We start from the raw sequence: 19,707 nt of genomic DNA, 5'->3' as shown, positions 1-19,707 counted from the left end.
GTGGTCACGCGGTCACCACCCGGGCGCGGCGGACCAGCACGGCCAGCAGCGGCGCGCCGACCAGTGCGGTGACGATCCCGGCCGGTATCTCGCCGGGTGGGGCGACGACCCGGCCGACGATGTCGGCGCCGAGCAGCAGCGCGGGCCCGAGCAGGGCGGAGACGGCGAGGGTCCAGCGGTGGTCCGCGCCGACCAGGGCGCGGGCGAGGTGCGGCACGGCCAACCCGACGAAGGCGACCGGCCCGGCAGCCGCCACCGCGGCCCCGGTCAGCAGCACGGCGGCGAGGCCACCACCGAGGCGGACCAGCCCGATCCGGTGGCCGAGACCTCGGGCGACGTCGTCGCCGAGGGCCAGCGCGTCCAGGCCTCGGGCCGCCAGGGCGGCCAGCACCAGCCCGGCGAGGACGAAGGGCAGCACCTGCGCGCTGACCGACAGGTCCCGGCCGGACAGGCCGCCGACCACCCAGAACCGGTACTCCTCGAAGGTGCGGGCGTCGATGCTGAGCAGCGCGTACACCCCGGAGGCGAGACTGGCGTCGAGCGCCGCACCGACCAGCGCGAGGGTGACCGGGCTGGCGCCCTCGCGGGCCCTGGTGGCGATGGCGAAGACCAGCAGCCCGGCGATGAGTGCGCCGGCGATACCGAACCAGACGTACCCGGCGAGCGTGCTGATGCCGAAGACGGAGATGGCGAGGACCACGCCGAACGACGCGCCGGCGCTGATGCCGAGGATGCGGGGTTCGGCGAGGGGGTTGCGGGTGAGCGCCTGGAACAGCACGCCGGCGACGGCGAGCGCGAGCCCGACGGCGAGGCCGAGCGCGGTACGCGGCATCCGCAGCTCACGGACGATGGTGCTGGCGTCACCGCCGTCCGGTGCGACGAGGGCGTGCCAGACCTGGTCGATGCCGAGTTGCCGACTGCCGAACGCGAAACTGGCCAGCACGGTGAGAAGCAGGACCAGCGCGGCCCCGGCGGTGACGGCCACCCGACGCCCGTTTCGAGTGCTGGCCCGACTCCGGGTCGGCCGGCTGGCGAGGGCGGTCACGAATCTCCTGCACGATCGGGCTTAGGTTCGCCTAACCTTAGCCGACCTGCGGAAAGGGACCTAACCGGTGGGTGTCGATGCCGCCCCGGGCAGCCGACGAGCGAACGAGAAGGTGCCGCGAGCCCGAACGGCATACCCGGCGAACCGCCGTCACCGGCCGCCGGAGGACAGATGGCGGTTGACAACCAGAAGAGGGACATTCGGGCCATAGGGTGTGAGTATGCGATTCGACCAGCACACGGTCGTGCTCCTGGCCCGACCGTCGGATCCGCCGGAGCTGCCGCAGGACGCGATCGATCGGCTGCAGCACGCACACCTCGCCCACCAGGCGGGCCTCGTGGAGCAAGGGCTGGTGCTCGCCGCCGGGCCGTTCCTGCACGGCGACGACGAGCACCTACGAGGGTTCGTCGTGCTGTCCATCGCACCGGACGAGGCGCGCACCCTCTACGCCAGCGACCCGGCCGTACGTGCCGGCCACCTCGTCGCGCGGGTCACGACCTGGCTGCTGCCGGAGGGCAACCTGCGGTTCGAGGGCGTGCCGGTGCCCCGGTCGATGTTGGAGGCGGCCTCCGGAGACTGACGCCGCGCCGATCAGCAGGCGCGCGCCGGTCAGCAGGCGCGCGCCGGTCAGCCGGCCGTGCCGCTCCCGGCAGTTGTCGGCAGGTCCGCGAGCGGGACCACCCGCAGGTCGTCCACCGGGCCGACGATCACCCGCAGCGCCGGGAAGTGGTCGCGCAGCACCTGCGCGCAGCTGCCACACGGCGCTGTCACCTCGCGGCCCCGGTCGGCGACGGTGACGATCGTCTCCAGCTCGGTGACGCCCTGCGTGGCGGCCGTGCCGATCACGACCAGCTCGGCGCAGACGTCACCGGACGCGTGGCGGACGTTCACTCCGGTGAAGACCCGCCCGTCGGCGTTGCGGGCAGCCGAGGCGACGGTGTGCTGCTGGCTGCGGCAGCGCAGCTTGGCGACCGCCGTGGCGGCTTGCACCAACGCCCGGTCGGTGTCCCGCATGCCCATTCCGCCCCCCAGCGTTCGGTGTCGGTCGCCCACTCTAGGCCCGCCGACGGACCAGCAGCGCGGTAACCCAGGGGCGGTGCGCCGCCGGGCTGCCTATCCTTGGGCACGACATGCAGAATCCAACCGCCTCCGTCGCGACCGACCCGGTCCGCGAGCTGCACCGCCGCCTCACCCCTCTGATGTTCCGCGACCAGCGCCGGCTCCAGCGGCGCCTCGACGGTGCCCGCAAGCTGCGCGACCCGCAGCGCCGGGAAGCGGCCCTCGCTGAGATCACCGCCGAGGTGGCCCGGGCCGAGCAGCGACTCGCCACCCGTCGGGCGGCAGTGCCCGTGATCACGTACCCGGCGGGGTTGCCGGTCAGTGAGCGCAAGGACGACATCGCCGCCGCCATCCGCGATCACCAGGTGGTGATCGTGGCCGGCGAGACCGGCTCCGGCAAGACCACCCAGCTACCGAAGATCTGCCTGGAGCTGGGGCGCGGGGTGCACGGCCTGATCGGGCACACCCAGCCCCGGCGGCTGGCCGCCCGGACGGTGGCCGACCGGATCGCCGACGAGCTGGGCACCGAGCTGGGCGACGTGGTCGGTTACAAGGTGCGCTTCACCGACCAGGTCAGCGAGCGCAGCCTGGTGAAGTTGATGACCGACGGCATCCTGCTGGCCGAGTTGCAGACCGACCGGATGCTGCGCCAGTACGACACACTGATCATCGACGAGGCACACGAGCGCAGCCTCAACATCGACTTCATTCTCGGGTACCTGCGCGAGCTGCTCCCCCGGCGACCCGACCTCAAGGTGATCATCACCTCGGCGACCATCGAGACCGACCGGTTCGCCCGGCACTTCGCCGGGCCGCCCACCGCTGACGAGCCGGACGGGGTGCCGGCACCGGTGGTCGAGGTCTCCGGACGCACCTACCCGGTGGAGGTGCGCTACCGCCCGCTGCTGGAGGTCGCCGAGGGCGAGGAGGACGGCGACGGCGACGAGGAGAACGTCCGCGACCAGATCCAGGCAATCGGCGACGCCGTCGAGGAGTTGGCCGCCGAGGGCCCCGGCGACATCCTGGTCTTCCTCAGCGGTGAACGCGAGATCCGGGACACCGCCGACGCGCTGGGCAAGCTGGTGCAGAAGAAGCGGTCCCTGCTCGGCACCGAGATCCTGCCGCTGTACGCGCGGCTGTCCGCCGCCGAGCAGCACCGCGTCTTCGCCGCGCACGCCAACCGGCGGGTGGTGCTCGCCACCAACGTCGCGGAGACCTCGCTGACGGTGCCCGGCATCAAGTACGTGGTGGACCCGGGCACCGCCCGCATCTCCCGCTACTCCAGCCGGCTCAAGGTGCAGCGGCTGCCCATCGAGCCGATCTCGCAGGCGTCGGCCAACCAACGCAAGGGCCGCTGCGGGCGTACGTCGGACGGCATCTGCATCCGCCTCTACGACGAGCAGGACTTCCTGTCCCGACCCGAGTTCACCGACCCGGAGATCCTGCGGACCAACCTGGCGTCGGTCATCCTCCAGATGACAGCGATCGGGCTTGGCGACCTCGCCGCCTTCCCGTTCATCGACCCGCCGGACAAGCGCAACATCACCGACGGCGTCAACCTGCTGCACGAGCTGGGCGCCTTGGACCCGACCGAGACCGACCCCGCGAAGCGGCTCACCACGCTGGGCCGACGCCTGGCCCAGCTTCCGGTCGACCCCCGTCTGGCCCGGATGGTGGTCGAGGGCGAACGCAACGGCTGCGCCACCGAGGTGTTGGTGATCGCCGCCGCGCTCTCCATCCAGGACCCGCGCGAGCGGCCGGCGGAGAAGCAGGCCCAGGCCGACCAGGCGCACGCCCGGTTCGCCGACAAGGAGTCGGACTTCGTCGCCTACCTCAACCTGTGGCGCTACCTGCGCGAGCAGCAGCGGGAGCTGTCCTCCAGCGCGTTCCGCCGGATGTGCAAGGCGGAGTACCTGAACTACCTGCGGATCCGCGAGTGGCAGGACATCGTCAGCCAACTGCGGCAGGTGCTGCGTACCCCGGCGGAGAACGAGAGGCGCGGTGGGCGGCCGGCGCGCGACACCTCCGACGGCGCGGACGCCGGCCGGGGTGCCGGCCGACGGGGCGGCGCGGACCTGCCGGAGGAGATCGACACCCCGAAGGTGCACCAGTCGCTGCTGCCCGGCCTGCTGTCGCACATCGGCCTCAAGGACGCCCAGAAGCACGAGTACCTGGGCGCGCGGGGCGCGAAGTTCGCCGTCTTCCCCGGATCGGCGCTGTTCAAGAAGCCGCCGCGTTGGGTGATGGCCGCCGAACTGGTGGAGACCTCCCGACTGTGGGGCCGCATCGCCGGCCGGGTCGAGCCGGAGTGGGTCGAGCCGCTGGCGCAGCACCTGGTCAAGCGCAGCTACAGCGAGCCGCACTGGGAGAAGAAGCAGGCCGCGGTGATGGCCTACGAGAAGGTCACCCTGTACGGCGTCCCGCTGGTCAGCTCCCGCAAGGTCAACTTCGGGCGGATCGACCCGACGTTGAGCCGGGAGCTGTTCATCCGGCACGCCCTCGTCGAGGGCGACTGGCAGACCCACCACCAGTTCTGGGCGGACAACAAGCGGCTGCTCGCCGAGATCGAGGAGTTGGAGAGCCGGGCTCGACGCCGCGACATCCTGGTCGACGACGAAACCATCTTCGGCTTCTACGACCAGCGGATCCCGGCCGACGTGTCCTCCGGCCGGCACTTCGACAGCTGGTGGAAGAAGACCCGCCGTGAGCAGCCCGACCTGCTCACCTTCACCCGCGACCTGCTGGTCAACGACGGCCGACCGGGAGTCGACGAGGGCGACTACCCGGACGAGTGGCTGACGCAGGGGGTGACCCTGCCGCTGACCTACCGCTTCGAGCCGGGCACGCCGGACGACGGCGTCACCGTGGACATCCCGCTGCCGCTGCTCAACCAGGTGCCGGCGGAGAGCTTCGACTGGCAGGTGCCGGGGCTGCGCGAGGAGACGGTGGTCGCGCTGATCCGTACGCTGCCGAAGGCGATCCGCCGCAACTTCGTCCCGGTGCCGGACTACGCCCGGGCCGCCCTGGCCGCGATCACCCCCGGCGAGGAGTCGCTGCTGGACGCGCTCACCCGGCAGTTGCGCCGGATGACCGGTGTGACGGTGCCCCGCGACGCCTGGGAACCGGGCAAGCTCCCGGCGCACCTGCGGGTGACCTTCCGGGTCCTCGGCGACGACGAGAAGCCGGTCGCCGAGGGCAAGGACCTACCCGCCCTGCAACGCCAGCTCCGCCAGGAAGTACGCCAGGTCGTGGCGGCCGCCGCGCCGGAGGTGGCCCGCACCGGGCTGCGCGAGTGGAGCATCGGCACCCTGCCCCGGACCATCGAGCAGGTCCGTGCCGGCTACGCGGTGACCGCGTACCCGGCGCTGGTCGACGAGGGCGCCACGGTCGGGGTGAAGGTGTTCGACTCCCCCGCCGAGGCGGAGGCCGCGCACTGGGCCGGCACCCGCCGGCTGCTGCGGCTCACCGTGCCGTCCCCGGCGCGGTTCCTGCAGGGGCGGCTCACCAACGAGGCGAAGCTGGCGCTGAGCCGCAACCCGCACGGCGGCGTGCAGGAGCTGATCGAGGACGCGGCCGGCGCGGCCATCGACCGGCTGATCGGCGCGGCGGGCGGCCCAGCGTGGGACGCCGACGGGTTCGCGGCGCTCCGCGAGAAGGTCCGCGCCGACCTGGTCGACACAGTGGTCGAGGTGATGGACCGGGTCCGCAAGGTCCTCGCCGCCGCGTACGCCGTCGAGCAGCGCCTCGGCGCCACCCGCAACCTCGCCGTGGTGGCCGCGCTGGCCGACATCCGCAACCAGCTCGCCGGGCTGGTGCACCGCGGTTTCGTCACCGAGACCGGGTACGCGCGCCTGCCCGACCTGCTGCGTTACCTCACCGCCATCGAGCGCCGGATGGAGCGGCTGGGCGGCAACCCGCAGCGCGACCGCCAACAGCAGGACCGCATCGCGGCGGTGCAGAAGGAGTACGCCGACCTGCTCGCCGCGCTGCCGCCGGCCCGCCGGCAGGAGACCGCCGTCCGGCAGATCCGCTGGATGATCGAGGAGTTGCGGGTGAACGTGTTCGCCCAGGCGTTGGGCACCCCGTACCCCGTCTCGGAGCAGCGGATCTACCGCGCGATGGACGACGCCGAGGGCCGCTGACCGGGTCGGCCGGTCCCCCCGTCGCGGCGGGCCGGGCCTCGGTCGCGGCGCCCCGGTCGCGACGGCGGCCTGCGGCGGCCGGGGCAGTGTCAGGTCAGCGGCTCGACGCCGGGCGGCAGTTCGCCCCGGTCGATCGCGGACTGGATGTAGTCGAGCAGGATGCGCCGGAGTTCCCGCCCGGCGTGGGTGGGCACGATGTCGCGGCGGCGGGCCACCGCGATGGTCCGCCGCACCCCGGGCGGGGCGAGCGGGGTGATCCGCACACCCGGTCGGCGGGCCAGCACGATGCCCGGCACCAGCGCGATGCCCAGGCCCGCCTCGACGAAACTGAGCACCGCGTCCATCTCGCCGCCGTCCACCGCGAAACTGGGCTCGAAGCCCGCGTCCCGACACGCCTGGATGGTCGCGTCCCGCAGGTCGTAGCCCTCCCGGAACATCACCATCGGCTGGTCCCGCAGGTCGGTGATGCGCAGCTCGCCGGTCGGTGATGCGGTCGGCACCTCGTCCACCGAGGCCACCACCAGGCTCTCCCGCAGGATCGGGTCGACCCGCAGCCCGGGGTCGGCCCCCTGCGCCGGCATGATGATCAACGCCAGGTCGAGGTCGCCGCGGAGCAGGTCCCGGACCAGGTCCTGGGAGCCGCCCTCCTCGACACGCAGGTCGATGGTCGGGTGTGCGTCGCGGAACCGGCGCAGCACCGGCGGGGCGAGCGAGGTGGCCAGGCTCGGGGTGGCCCCGAGTCGGACCCGGCCGCGACGCAGCCCGGCCAACTCCTGCACCTCCCGGGTGGCGGTCTCCACGTCGGCGAGGATCCGGGTGGCCAACGGCAACAGCACCTCGCCGGCCGCGGTGAGCGCGATGTTGCCCCTTAGCCGCTCGAACAGAGGTGCCCCGAGGTCGGCCTCCAGAGCGTGAATTTGCTTACTGAGAGAAGGCTGAGTGATGCCGACGATGTCGGCGGCTTGGGTGAAATGTCGTACTTCGGCCACCGCGACGAAGTACCGGAGCTGATGGAGCTGCATCTAAATAGCTTACGGCTATCAACACTACGAGTTTGATGCATTGGACGACTGATCAAAGTGCTCCTAGCGTCGGTCTCGTGGTAATGACGAAAACTCGGTCGCCCATCCGCTCGAACGTCGGCCTCAAGGCCGTCATGGCGGTGACGGGCATCGTGCTGGCGCTGTTCCTCATCGCCCACATGCTCGGGAACCTCAAGGTGTTCACGGGGGAGACCTCGTTCGACCACTACGCGCACTGGCTGCGCGACATCGGCAAGCCACTGCTGCCCGGGGTCTGGTTCCTCTGGATCCTGCGCAGCGTGCTGGTGGTGGCGGTCGTCGCCCACATCGTCGCCGCCACCGTGCTGGCCCGGCGCGCCCGTGCCGCCCGCCCGGTCAAGTACGCCCACCGCAAGAAGGTCAACGGCAGCTACGCGGCCCGCACGATGCGCTGGGGTGGAGTGATCATCCTGCTCTTCGTGATCTACCACATCCTGGACCTGACCACCGGCACGCTCAACCCGGTCGGCGACGAGAGCAAGCCGTACGGCAACGTCGTCGCCGACTTCGCGCCGGAGCGCTGGTACGTCACGCTCTTCTACACGCTCGCCATCGTCACGGTGGGCTTCCACCTGCGCCACGGCGCGTTCAGCGCGTTCCGCAGCCTCGGCCAGCAGACGCCGCGTGGCGAGCGTCGGGCCCGGGTCGCGGCGCTGGTCTTCGCCGTGCTGCTCTGCGCCGGATACCTGGTGGTCCCGTTCGCCGTACTCACCGGATTGGTGTCCTGACATGGAACTCTTCACCGAGGGCGACCCGATCGCCGACACCAAGGCTCCCGCCGGCCCGGTCGAGAAGCGCTGGGAGACCCGGCGCTTCGAGGCCAAGCTGGTCAACCCCGCCAACCGCCGCAAGATGACGGTGATCGTGGTCGGCACCGGCCTGGCCGGCGGCTCGGCCGCGGCGACCCTGGCCGAGCAGGGCTACCACGTGAAGTCCTACTGCTACCAGGACAGCCCACGCCGGGCACACTCCATCGCGGCACAGGGTGGCATCAACGCGGCGAAGAACTACCGCAACGACGGCGACTCCGTACACCGGCTGTTCTACGACACCGTCAAGGGCGGCGACTTCCGCTCCCGGGAGTCGAACGTGCACCGCCTGGCCGAGGTCTCGGTCAACATCATCGACCAGTGCGTCGCCCAGGGTGTGCCGTTCGCCCGCGAGTACGGCGGCCTGCTGGACACCCGCTCCTTCGGCGGCGCCCAGGTGCAGCGCACCTTCTACGCCCGGGGCCAGACGGGCCAGCAGCTGCTGCTCGGCGCGTACCAGGCCCTGGAGCGGCAGATCGGCCTGGGCAACGTGGAGATGAACACCCGGCACGAGATGCTGGAGCTGGTCATCGTCGACGACAAGGCCCGCGGCATCGTCGTCCGCGACATGGTCACCGGCGAGATCAGCACCGAGATGGCCGACGCCGTGGTGCTCGCCTCCGGCGGGTACGGCAACGTCTTCTACCTCTCCACCAACGCCAAGGGCTGCAACGTCACCGCCACCTGGCGGGCACACCGCAAGGGCGCGTACTTCGCCAACCCCTGCTACACGCAGATCCACCCGACCTGCATCCCGGTCTCCGGCGACCACCAGTCAAAGCTGACCCTGATGAGCGAGTCGCTGCGCAACGACGGCCGGGTCTGGGTGCCGAAGGCCAAGGGCGACGACCGCAGCCCGCGGGACATCCCCGAGGACGAGCGGGACTACTACCTGGAGCGGATCTACCCCTCCTTCGGCAACCTGGTCCCCCGCGACATCGCCTCCCGGGCCGCCAAGAACGTCTGCGACGAGGGCAGGGGCGTCGGCCCGACCAAGCTCGGCGTCTACCTCGACTTCGCCGACGCGATCAACCGGCTGGGCCGCAAGGCCATCGAGGCCAAGTACGGCAACCTCTTCGAGATGTACGAGCGGATCACCGGCGAGGACCCGTACGAGGTGCCGATGCGCATCTACCCCGCCGTGCACTACACGATGGGCGGCCTGTGGGTCGACTACGACCTCCAGTCGAACATCCCCGGCCTGTTCGTCATCGGTGAGGCGAACTTCTCCGACCACGGCGCGAACCGGCTCGGCGCCTCGGCGCTGATGCAGGGCCTCGCCGACGGCTACTTCGTCCTGCCCACCACCATCGCCAACTACCTGGCCTCCGGCAGTCTCGACAAGGTCGACGCCAGCCACCCGGCGGCGATCGAAGCCCGCACCGACGTCGAGGACCGCATCCGGCGGCTCCTGGCGGTCAACGGGGACCGGACCGTGGACTCGTTCCACCGGGAGCTGGGCCAGATCATGTGGGAACACTGCGGCATGGAGCGCAGCGAGGCCGGCCTGCGCAAGGCGATCGGCGAGATCCGCGACCTGCGCGAGGCGTTCTGGCAGCGGGTCAAGGTGTCCGGCACCGGCGAGGAACTCAACCAGTCGCTGGAGAAGGCCGGCCGCGTCGCCGACTTCTTCGAACTGGCCGAGCTGATGTGCATCGACGCCCTGCACCGCGAGGAGTCCTGCGGCGGCCACTTCCGGGCCGAGCACCAGACCCCCGACGGTGAGGCGCAGCGCGACGACGACCGGTTCGCGTACGTGGCGGCCTGGGAGTTCACCGCCGACGGTGCGCCCTCGGTGCTGCACAAGGAAGACCTGAAGTTCGAATACGTCCACCCCACGCAGCGGAGTTACAAGTGAACCTGACCCTGCGCATCTGGCGCCAGAAGGGCCCTGAGGACAAGGGTCGGATGGTGACCTACCCGGTCGACGACGTGTCCCCGGACATGTCGTTCCTGGAGATGCTCGACGTGCTCAACGAGCGGCTGATCCTCGCCGGCGAGGACCCGGTGGCGTTCGACCACGACTGCCGCGAGGGCATCTGCGGCATGTGTGGTCTGATGATCAACGGTGACGCGCACGGGCCGCAGCGCGGCACGACGGCGTGCCAGCTGCACATGCGGCAGTTCAAGGACGGCGAGACGATCGACATCGAGCCGTGGCGGGCCAGCGCCTTCCCGGTGGTCAAGGACCTGGTGGTCAACCGCAGCGCCTTCGACAAGATCATTGCGGCGGGCGGTTACGTCACCGCGCCGACCGGCAGCGCCCCCGAGGCCCACTCCACCCCGGTCGCGAAGGCCAACGCCGACGCCGCCTTCGAGTCGGCGGCCTGCATCGGCTGCGGCGCCTGCGTGGCGGCCTGCCCGAACGGCTCCGGCATGCTCTTCACCGCCGCCAAGCTCACCCAGCTCTCGCTGCTGCCGCAGGGCCAGCCCGAGCGGTACACCCGGGTGATCGGCATGGTCGACGCGCACGACGAGGCCGGCTTCGGCGGCTGCACCAACGCGGGCGAGTGCACCCCGGCCTGCCCGAAGGGCATCCCGCTGAACACCATCGGCCGACTCAACCGCGACTACCTCACGGCCACCACGAAGGGTGCCAATAACACCCCCGGTTCCTGAGGTCCGCCGTACCGACCGCCGTATCCCGCGCTTTCCCGGGGGTACGGCGGTCGTTGGTTGCGGTGGGGCAGGGGCGATCGTCCCCGGCTCCGGGCGGTCAGGCTTGATCCCTCCGCCGGGGACGCTCACCCCGGCGCTGACCCCGTCGCGGCTCGTCCGGGAGTTCCGGTTCAAGTGCCCAGCGCCGGGTAGCAGTCCCCTGAGACGGCGTGGAGAGGGGACGACGGACATGAGGGCGCTGACCTGGCAGGGCAAGCGGGACGTACGGGTCGAGGAGGTGCCGGACCCTCGGATCGAGGCGCCGACCGATGCGATCGTGAAGATCACCTCGACGGCGATCTGCGGCTCTGATCTGCATCTGTACGAGGTTCTCGGGCCGTACCTCAAGCCTGGTGACGTGCTGGGCCACGAGCCGATGGGCATCGTCGAGGAGGTCGGGTCGGAGGTGACCGGCCTCAAGCCCGGCGACCGGGTGGTGGTGCCGTTCAACATCGCCTGTGGGAGTTGCTGGATGTGTTCACGCCAGCTCTACGCCCAGTGCGAGACCACCCAGGTCACCGGCGAGGGCAAGGGCGCGGCCCTGTTCGGCTACACGTCGCTGTACGGGTCGGTGCCGGGCGGGCAGGCCGAGTACCTGCGCGTGCCGCAGGCCCACTTCGGGCCGATCAAGATCCCGGAGACCGGCGCGGACGAGCGCTACCTGTACCTGTCCGACATCCTGCCGACCGCCTGGCAGGCGGTGAGGTACGCCGACACCCCGCCCGGCGGCACCCTGGCCGTCTTCGGGTTGGGCCCGGTCGGGCAGTTCTGCGCACGGATCGGTCGTCACCTCGGCGCCGGCCGGGTGATCGGGCTGGACCTGGTGCCGGAGCGGCTGGAGTTGGCGCGGCGGCACGGCATCGAGGTGCTCGACGTCCGCGAGTTGTCCGACGTACCGGGCGCGCTGATCGACCTGGTGGACGGGCGCGGCCCGGACGCGGTGATCGACGCGGTCGGCATGGAGGCGCACGGTTCACCGGTGGGCAAACTGGCCCACGCCGCCGTCGGGCTGCTGCCCGACAAGCTGGCCCAGACGATGACCGACCGGGCGGGCATGGACCGGCTGTCCGTTCTGCATGCCGCGGTCAAGGGGGTTCGCCGCGGTGGCACCGTGTCGGTCTCCGGGGTGTACGGCGGGGAGGCCGACCCGATGCCACTGATGGAGATGTTCGACCGGGGCATCCAACTGCGGATGGGGCAGTGCCACGTGCGCCGGTGGACCGACGAGATCCTGCCGCTGCTGGCCCGCGACGACGACCCGCTGGGCGTCGAGGACCTGCGTACCCACCGGCTGCCGCTGTCCCGGGCGCCGCAGGCGTACGAGATGTTCCAGAAGAAGGAGGACGGCTGCATCAAGGTCGTGCTGGCACCGTGAGCAGGGTGGTGGTGGTCGTCGGCGCGACCAGTGGGATCGGCCGGGCGGCGGCCCGGGCGTTCGCCGAGCGCGGCGACCGTCTCGTGCTGGCCGCCCGCGCCACCACGACCCTGGCCGAGGTACGCGGGGAGTGCGCCGCCGTCGACGTGCTGACCGTGCCGACCGACGTCACCGAACCGGGCGCGCTGGACGCGCTCGCGGACGCGGCACTGGACCGCTTCGGGCGCGTCGACGTGTGGGTGCACACGGCCGCGGTGATGGCCTACGGGCGCTTCGACGAACTGCCCGGGCGGGTCTTCGACCAGGTGGTACGCACCGACCTGCTCGGCACCGCCGAGTCGGTACGGGTGGCGCTGCGGCACTTCCGGGCGGCCGGCGCCGGTACGGTCGTCGTCACCGGTTCGGTGCTCGGGCACATCACCGCCCCCTACATGAGCGCGTACGTGGCGAGCAAGTGGGGGTTGCAGGGTCTGCTCCGGACGGTGCAGCAGGAGTTGCGGGACAACCCTCGGATCCGGTTGTCTCTGGTCAACCCGGGCAGCGTGGACACTCCCGTGTACCAGCAGGCGGCCAACTATCTGGGTCGGATCGGGCGGCCTCCGCCACCGGTGGCGAGCCCGCAGCGGGTGGCCCGGGCCATCGTGCACTGTGTGGACCGGCCCCGCCGGGAGGTCTCCGTGGGCCGGCTCAACGTGCTGTTGCGAGCCGGTTTCACCGTACTGCCGGGGGTCTACGACGTTCTGGTCGGGCCGATGATGCGGGCGGCGGGCCTGAGTGGACGGCCGGTCGCCGCGCACGACGGCTCGGTCTTCGCGCCGAATCCGGCCGGTGAAGCGGTCCGCGGTGGCCATCTGCCTGACCTGCGGCAGCTCGCCCGACACGTGCCCGGTCCGGTCGGCGCCGTGCTGCGCCGACGGTTCGGCTGACCTGTTCGGGACTGCGTTCGGGGGCATCGTGCATCGATCAACTCGCCTAGTGTGGTGGGCCAGCAAGCGCCCTGGCGTACCACGATGGGGGAGACGATTGACCATGCGACTGAACCGTAGGACCGCGCTCGGGTTGGGCACGGTGGCCACCGCCGGCACGGTGCTGGGCACCGCCGGCACGGCCAGCGCCGCCGAGAGCACCGAGGCCTCCCCGACCACTCCCGCCCGTGCCGCCCGCCGGGTGGCCGCCGTCTTCGCCAAGCACAGCGCCGAGGCCGGCGGCAACTGGCAGGCGTACGTCAGCGTCGCCGACCCGGCGGGCCCGCCGGTGGTCGCGGTGGAGGCCGACGCGGACCGGCGGATCGAGGCGTACAGCGTCAACAAGATCGCTGTCGCGACGGCGGTGCTGGACAAGGTCGACCGGGGGCTGCTCACCCTGGACCAGCAGGTCGAGGTGAGCGCCGCGATCGTCGTGCCGGGTGGCGACGGCATCTTCAGTCTGGACGGCGCGTACCCCAGCCTGGTCACCCTCGGGCACGTGCTGGCCAACCTGCTGACCGTCTCGGACGACACGGCGGTACGGCTGTGCGGTCTGGTCGCCCCGGCCGCCGAGATCAACTCCATCCTGGTCGCCAAGGGTTTCCCGAACACCCAGGTCGAGCCGGTGGCCAACCCGAACCGGTTCTTCCTCGGCACCAGCACCCCTCGGGAAACGCACGACCTGCTGCGCGCCCTGGTCGCCGGCACGCTGCTCTCCCCCGCCTCGACCACGTACCTGTTGGGGCTCCTTCGTTCGCCGGTGGCGTTCACCGACGGCATCCGGCGCACCATGTCGTCGGACGACCGGGCGCGGATCGCCACCAAGGCCGGCTGGTTCGCCGACGCCCGGCACGAGGCCGGAGTGATCTTCGACCGTTCCGGGGCGGCGGTGCTCACGTACGCGCTCTTCGCCGACGGGCAGGCCAACCCGGAGGACTTCGGCGCGACCCACCCGGCGGTGCAGGCCCGGGCCTCCATGGGCCCCAAGTTCCTGGCCGCGGTGGACCGGATCGCGGGCGTGGGCACGACGTTCGGGATCACCGCACGGCGGCCCAGCAACGGCGGCTAGCGACCGTCCCGGGTCGGTCGCCGGCGCCGGCGACCGGCCCGGCGTGGCGACCGCCGGGGCACGGGTCGGTCCGGGTGACTACCGTGTAGGGCGGACACGTCGGAGGGACGGCAATGGCACGAGCGCAGAACACGGACGTCGAACGGTCACTCGGACGGCGGATGCGGGGCGCGGCCGGGCTGGCCGCACTGGCCGGCCTGGCCTGGGTTGCCCGGGACGTACCGGCCGCGCTGGGCGGCCGGCTCAGCGGGGCCCGAGCCGAACGCGCGGCCCGCTCGCCCCAGTTTCACGACGGCACATTCCACAACCAGGCCGGCACCCGCACGATGGTCGCCGAGCCGGGCCGCAACCTGCTCCGCGAGCTGATCTTCGGCAAGCAGAAACGACGTCCGACCACACCCGTGCCGCTGCTGCGGCCCAGCGAACGGGCGGGTGCTGACGCCGCCGACGAGCTGAACATCGTGTGGTACGGGCACGCCTCCACGCTGATCGAGATCGAGGGGCGGCGGGTGCTGCTCGACCCGGTGTGGAGCGAGCGGTGCTCCCCCTCCGGGCTGGTGGGTCCGCGCCGACTGCACGAACCACCGGTGGGCATCGACGAACTACCCCCGCTGGACGCCATCCTGATCTCGCACGACCACTACGACCACCTCGACATGCCCACCGTTCGGGCGCTGCTCACCTCGCAGTCCGCGCCGTTCCTGGTACCGCTCGGGGTGGGGGCGCACCTGGACCGCTGGGGCGTACCCGCCGAGCGGATCATCGAGCTGGACTGGTCCGAGTCGCACCGGGTCGCCGGGCTGGAGATCACCGCGACCGCCGCCCAGCACTTCTCCGGCCGGGGGCTGCGCCGCGACGGCACGCTCTGGAGCTCCTGGGTGGTAGCCGGGACCCGCCGCAAGGCCTTCTACACCGGCGACTCGGGTTACTTCGACGGGTACGCGGCGATCGGCGCCGAGCACGGGCCGTTCGACGTGACGCTGATGCAGATCGGCGCGTACGACCGGGCCTGGCCGACCATCCACATGTTCCCCGAGGAGGCGGTCGACGCCCACGTCGACCTGCGCGGCGGGCTGTTCGTCCCGGTGCACTGGGCGACGTTCAACCTGGCCCTGCACGACTGGTCCGAGCCGGTCGACCGACTGTGGGCCGAGGCGAAGGCCCGCGACGTACGGCTCGCCGTGCCCCGCCCCGGCGAGCGGGTGGTGGTCGACGAGCCGCCCGCCGTCGACGGCTGGTGGCAGGCCGTCGCCTGAGCTGAAAGGAAGGGCACCTTATTAACGCCTAGCGTTAATAAGGGGCCCTTCCTTTCAGCTGAGCTGGGGTTAGAGCACGAAGGCGTCGGTCCAGAGGGCGCCGGAGCGGCCGGAGAGCACGTCCAGCATGGCCACCGCCTGCCCGTCGGTGAGCTGCGCGACGAAGTCCACGATGGCACGTCCCCGGGCGCGACCGATCCGGTCCGGGATCCGCGGGTGCAGCTCGGCCTCGGCCAACTCGACCAGGTCGTGCAGTCGGCGGGGCAGCCGGGACTCCTCCTCCGGGTCGAGCAGCCACTCCCAGAGCGCCTCGACCAGGGTGCCCAGCAGCCGGGCCTGGCCGCGCTGGTGCAGGGCGAGGTCCGGGCGGGCCAGCACGAACCGGTGGTGGACGAACTTGAGCACCTGCACCTCGTGCCATTGCGCGCAGCCCAGCAGCACGTACCCGGAGCGCACCGACGGCTGGTCGGTCACGGTGATCGCCTCGACGAAGCGGGTGGTCCAGCGGGCGGAGAACCGCGCCACGTACTGCTCGGCCTCGATCGAGCCGTCGAACGGCATCGCCAGCAGCCCGTCGACCAACTCCTCGCGCACGTGCTCCACGGCGGCGGCGAACGCGTCGTCGTCGGCTATCCAGGCGTCCTTGCGGTGCAGTTGCCGCCGCAACCGTTCGATCGCCGCTCCGGGTCGCCGCGCCGCCGTGGCCAACGCCGCATCGGTGATCGCCCGGAAGTGCCCACTCTCGCGCTGCCACGCCATCAACTCGGCGGACACCGAACCCTGTTGGAGCACACCGACCCGGTAGAAGTCCTCCACGTCGTGGATGGCGTACGCGATGTCGTCGGCGGTGTCCATCACCGACGCCTCCACGGTCTGCTGCCAGTCCGGGATCCGCCCGGCGAACGGCTCCCGGGCCTGGCGCAGGTCGTCCAGTTCGGTCCGGTACGCGCCGAACTTCGACGAACCGCTGTCCGGGTCGTCCGGCGGCGGGGTGGCCCCGCGCGGCGGCGGGTCCATCGTGCGCGGGTGCGGGTCGGGGTGGTCCAGCCGGGTCCACGGGTACTTCAGCATCGCCGCGCGGACCGCGGCGGTCAGGTCCAACCCGGTGGTGGCCGCGCCGCGGATCTCGGTGCTGGTGACGATGCGGTACGACTGGGCGTTGCCCTCGAACCCGTCGTTCAGGCCGAGTCGCTGGCGGGCCAACCGGTCCAGCACCCGCTCCCCCAGGTGCCCGAACGGGGGGTGGCCGAGGTCGTGGGCGAGCGCCGCGGCCTCCACCACGTCGGGGTCGCAGCCACCGAGCTTGTCCAGCAGGCCGCGCCACCGGTCATCGGCCGTCAGCCGCTCGGCGATCGCCCGGGCCACCTGGGCGACCTTCAGGCTGTGGGTGAGCCGGTTGTGCACCAGCAGCCCCGAGCCGACCGGGCTGATCACCTGGGTGACACCGCCGAGGCGGGCGAAGAACGGTGAGCCGACGATCCGGTCCCGGTCGGCGCGGAACGGGTTGGCCGTCAGGTCGCCGAGGGCCCGGGCGCTGCCGCCGAAGAGCCGCCGGGCGCGCGGCTCCGCAGGTGTTTCCATGATCGCCACGCTAGCGCAGGCCGGGCGGGACCGCCGCCGGGTCACCCGGCCGGGCGCGGCGGTTCGCTCCTCCGCTCCGGCCGGGCGCGGCGACAGCGGCCGGGGCCGCCCGGCAGAATGCAGGCGGTACCCACTCCCGAAGGCGGATCGAGATCGTGACCCAGTCTGTTCATCAGCGGATCGCCGACGAGCTCGGCGTGGCCGAGCGTCAGGTGCGGGCAGCCGTGGAGCTGCTCGACGGCGGCGCCACAGTGCCGTTCATCGCCCGCTACCGCAAGGAGGCCACCGGCCTGCTCGACGACACCCAGCTGCGCACCCTGGAGGAGCGGCTGCGCTACCTGCGCGAGTTGGACGAGCGGCGGGCCGCGGTGCTGGAGTCGATCCGCACCCAGGGCAAGCTCGACGAGGCCCTGGAAGCGCAGATCATGGCCGCCGACTCGAAGTCCCGCCTGGAGGACATCTACCTGCCGTACAAGCCCAAGCGGCGGACCCGGGCGCAGATCGCCCGCGAGGCCGGATTGGCCCCGCTGGCCGAGTCGCTGCTGGCCGACCCCACCCAGGACCCGCGCGCCACCGCCGCCGGGTTCGTCGACGAGGACAAGGGCGTCGCGGACGCCGCCGCGGCGCTGGAGGGCGCGCGGGCGATCCTCATCGAGACCTTCGCGGAGGACGCCGACCTGATCGGCACGCTGCGGGAGCAGATGTGGTCGCGGGGAAGGCTCGTTTCCCGGGTACGCGACGGTCAGGAGACCGCCGGCGCCAAGTTCGCCGACTACTTCGACTTCTCCGAGCCGTACCCGAAGCTGCCCTCGCACCGGATCCTGGCCATGTTCCGGGGCGAGAAGGAGGGCGTGCTCGACCTGACCATGGATCCGGAGGAGGCCGGCGACTCCGACGCCGTACCGACCGGCCCCAGCCGGTACGAGGCGGCCATCGCCGGACGGTTCGGCGTGTCCGACGCCGGTCGAGCGGCCGACCGCTGGCTGGCCGACACCGTGCGGTGGGCGTGGCGCACCCGGATCCTCATCCACCTCGGCGCGGACCTGCGGTTGCGGTTGTGGCAGGCGGCCGAGGAGGAGGCGGTACGCGTCTTCGCCACGAACCTGCGTGACCTGCTGCTGGCCGCGCCGGCCGGTACCCGACCCACGATGGGTCTGGACCCGGGTCTGCGCACCGGTGTGAAGGTGGCCGTGGTGGACGCCACCGGCAAGGTGCTCGCCACCGACACGATCTACCCGCACGAGCCCCGTCGGCAGTGGGACGCCTCGATCGAGACCCTGGCCCGGCTGGCCGGGGCGCACGGGGTGGAGCTGGTGGCGATCGGCAACGGCACCGCGTCGCGGGAGACCGACAAGCTGGCCGGCGACCTGATCAAGAAGTATCCGCAGCTCAACCTGACCAAGGTGATGGTCTCCGAGGCGGGCGCGTCGGTCTACTCCGCCTCCGCGTACGCCTCGCAGGAACTGCCCGGGATGGACGTGTCGCTGCGCGGCGCGGTCTCCATCGCCCGCCGCCTCCAGGACCCCCTAGCAGAGCTGGTCAAGATCGACCCACGGTCGATCGGCGTCGGCCAGTACCAGCACGACCTGTCCGAGGTGAAACTGTCCCGCTCGCTGGACGCGGTGGTGGAGGACTGCGTCAACGCCGTCGGGGTGGACGTCAACACCGCCTCCGCGCCGCTGCTGACCCGGGTCTCCGGGATCGGGGCAGGATTGGCCGAGAACATCGTGCTGCACCGCGACGCCAACGGGCCGTTCCGCTCGCGTACCGAGTTGAAGAAGGTGGCCCGGCTCGGGCCGAAGGCGTTCGAGCAGTGCGCCGGCTTCCTGCGCATCCCCGACGGCGACGACCCGCTGGATTCGTCGAGCGTGCACCCGGAGGCGTACCCGGTGGTGCGCCGCATCCTCGCCAGCACCGGTCAGGACCTGCGCTCGGTGATCGGCAAGAGCGGGATCCTGCGCGGGCTGCGGGCCACCGACTTCGTCGACGACCGGTTCGGTCTGCCCACCGTCACCGACATTCTCGCCGAGTTGGAGAAGCCGGGCCGCGACCCTCGGCCGGAGTTCCGCACCGCCACCTTCGTGGAGGGGGTGGAGAAGATCAGCGACCTGACGCCGGGCATGGTGCTCGAAGGCGTGGTCACCAACGTGGCCGCGTTCGGCGCGTTCGTCGACGTCGGGGTGCACCAGGACGGACTGGTGCACGTCTCGGCCATGTCGCGGACCTTCGTGAAGGACCCCCGCGAGGTGGTGAAGTCCGGTGACGTGGTCAAGGTCCGGGTGCTCGACGTGGACGTACCCCGCAAGCGCATCTCGCTGACCCTGCGCCTGGACGACGAGCCCGTTGCCGCCGGTGGTGGTGGTCGGACGAGCCAGGAGGGCCGCGGCGGGTCGGCGCAGCGCGGACCGCAGGGTGGTCGCGGTGGCCAGCAGGGCGGACCTGGTACGCAGGGCCAGCGCGGCGGCCAGAGCCGACGCGACGGTCAGAGCCGACGCGGCGGTCAGCAGCAGGGTCACGGCGGCGGGCCGGCGCCGGCCAACGACGCGATGGCAGAAGCCCTGCGCCGCGCCGGGCTGGCCTGACTGATCAACACACTCGGCCCTCGATCAGGTGGCCAGGCGGCCAGGCGGCCAAGCGGCCAAGCGGCCAGGCAGCCAGGCAGCCAAGCGGCCAAGCGGCCAGGCAGC

The 19,707-nt window shown here is 71.7% G+C and carries 14 protein-coding genes; 10 read left to right on the top strand and 4 right to left on the bottom strand.

Annotated elements, in window-relative coordinates:
- Positions 1–4: 4 nt before the first annotated feature.
- Complete coding sequence (locus O7614_RS12040) at positions 5–1,045, bottom strand: iron ABC transporter permease (protein ID WP_278138544.1); 1,041 nt, start codon at positions 1,043–1,045, stop codon at positions 5–7.
- Between the two features lie 220 nt (positions 1,046–1,265).
- On the opposite strand from O7614_RS12040, the gene O7614_RS12035 reads away from it, so the two are divergent.
- Positions 1,266–1,625, top strand: coding sequence for a YciI family protein (locus tag O7614_RS12035; protein WP_278138543.1), 360 nt, complete (start codon positions 1,266–1,268; stop codon positions 1,623–1,625).
- 47 nt (positions 1,626–1,672) lie between these two features.
- On the opposite strand, the gene O7614_RS12030 is transcribed toward O7614_RS12035, so the two are convergent.
- Entirely contained in the window at positions 1,673–2,059 is a 387-nt protein-coding gene (locus tag O7614_RS12030; RefSeq protein ID WP_278138542.1) for a cytidine deaminase, read from the bottom strand.
- Positions 2,060–2,175: 116 nt separating this feature from the next.
- Between O7614_RS12030 and hrpA the strand changes: the two genes are divergently transcribed.
- On the top strand, positions 2,176–6,246 hold the full coding sequence (gene hrpA / locus O7614_RS12025; protein WP_278138541.1) for an ATP-dependent RNA helicase HrpA: 4,071 nt from the start codon (positions 2,176–2,178) through the stop codon (positions 6,244–6,246).
- An 89-nt stretch (positions 6,247–6,335) separates the two neighbouring features.
- Here hrpA and O7614_RS12020 read toward each other — a convergent pair whose 3' ends face one another.
- On the bottom strand, positions 6,336–7,268 hold the full coding sequence (locus O7614_RS12020; protein WP_278138540.1) for a LysR family transcriptional regulator: 933 nt from the start codon (positions 7,266–7,268) through the stop codon (positions 6,336–6,338).
- A gap of 83 nt (positions 7,269–7,351) precedes the next feature.
- On the opposite strand from O7614_RS12020, the gene O7614_RS12015 reads away from it, so the two are divergent.
- The 7 genes from O7614_RS12015 to O7614_RS11985 all read left to right on the top strand — a co-directional run bounded on the left by O7614_RS12015 (position 7,352) and on the right by O7614_RS11985 (position 15,439).
- Positions 7,352–8,035: a succinate dehydrogenase cytochrome b subunit gene (locus O7614_RS12015; RefSeq protein WP_278138539.1), complete on the top strand. Its 684-nt coding sequence runs from the start codon at positions 7,352–7,354 to the stop codon at positions 8,033–8,035.
- A gap of 1 nt (position 8,036) precedes the next feature.
- Positions 8,037–9,974, top strand: a complete 1,938-nt coding sequence (locus tag O7614_RS12010) for a fumarate reductase/succinate dehydrogenase flavoprotein subunit (RefSeq protein ID WP_278138538.1) — start codon at positions 8,037–8,039, stop codon at positions 9,972–9,974.
- Positions 9,971–10,735 (top strand): succinate dehydrogenase/fumarate reductase iron-sulfur subunit, encoded by a 765-nt coding sequence (locus O7614_RS12005; RefSeq protein WP_278138537.1) that lies wholly within the window; start codon positions 9,971–9,973, stop codon positions 10,733–10,735. Before O7614_RS12010 ends, O7614_RS12005 begins: the two co-directional genes overlap by 4 nt.
- A gap of 229 nt (positions 10,736–10,964) precedes the next feature.
- The gene (locus O7614_RS12000) at positions 10,965–12,149 is read left to right on the top strand and encodes a zinc-dependent alcohol dehydrogenase (protein ID WP_278138536.1); all 1,185 of its coding nucleotides are present in this window, start codon (positions 10,965–10,967) and stop codon (positions 12,147–12,149) included.
- Positions 12,146–13,075 (top strand): SDR family NAD(P)-dependent oxidoreductase, encoded by a 930-nt coding sequence (locus tag O7614_RS11995; protein ID WP_278138535.1) that lies wholly within the window; start codon positions 12,146–12,148, stop codon positions 13,073–13,075. The genes O7614_RS12000 and O7614_RS11995 overlap by 4 nt, the downstream gene beginning before the upstream one ends.
- A gap of 103 nt (positions 13,076–13,178) precedes the next feature.
- A complete protein-coding gene (locus O7614_RS11990) occupies positions 13,179–14,183 on the top strand; it encodes a serine hydrolase (RefSeq protein WP_278138534.1) in 1,005 nt (334 codons plus the stop codon).
- A gap of 113 nt (positions 14,184–14,296) precedes the next feature.
- Positions 14,297–15,439 (top strand): MBL fold metallo-hydrolase, encoded by a 1,143-nt coding sequence (locus O7614_RS11985; protein ID WP_278138533.1) that lies wholly within the window; start codon positions 14,297–14,299, stop codon positions 15,437–15,439.
- Between the two features lie 69 nt (positions 15,440–15,508).
- Here the strand turns inward: O7614_RS11985 and dgt are convergent, their stop codons facing one another.
- Positions 15,509–17,020: a dGTP triphosphohydrolase gene (dgt, locus tag O7614_RS11980; protein ID WP_278138532.1), complete on the bottom strand. Its 1,512-nt coding sequence runs from the start codon at positions 17,018–17,020 to the stop codon at positions 15,509–15,511.
- 155 nt (positions 17,021–17,175) lie between these two features.
- Between dgt and O7614_RS11975 the strand changes: the two genes are divergently transcribed.
- On the top strand, positions 17,176–19,602 hold the full coding sequence (locus tag O7614_RS11975; RefSeq protein WP_278138531.1) for a Tex family protein: 2,427 nt from the start codon (positions 17,176–17,178) through the stop codon (positions 19,600–19,602).
- Positions 19,603–19,707 lie beyond the last annotated feature (105 nt).

This window comes from Micromonospora sp. WMMD961, from assembly GCF_029626145.1.
GTDB lineage: Bacteria > Actinomycetota > Actinomycetes > Mycobacteriales > Micromonosporaceae > Micromonospora.
The sequence above is the reverse complement of the archived record's forward strand: the minus strand, read 5'-3'. Positions and strand labels throughout refer to the sequence as shown.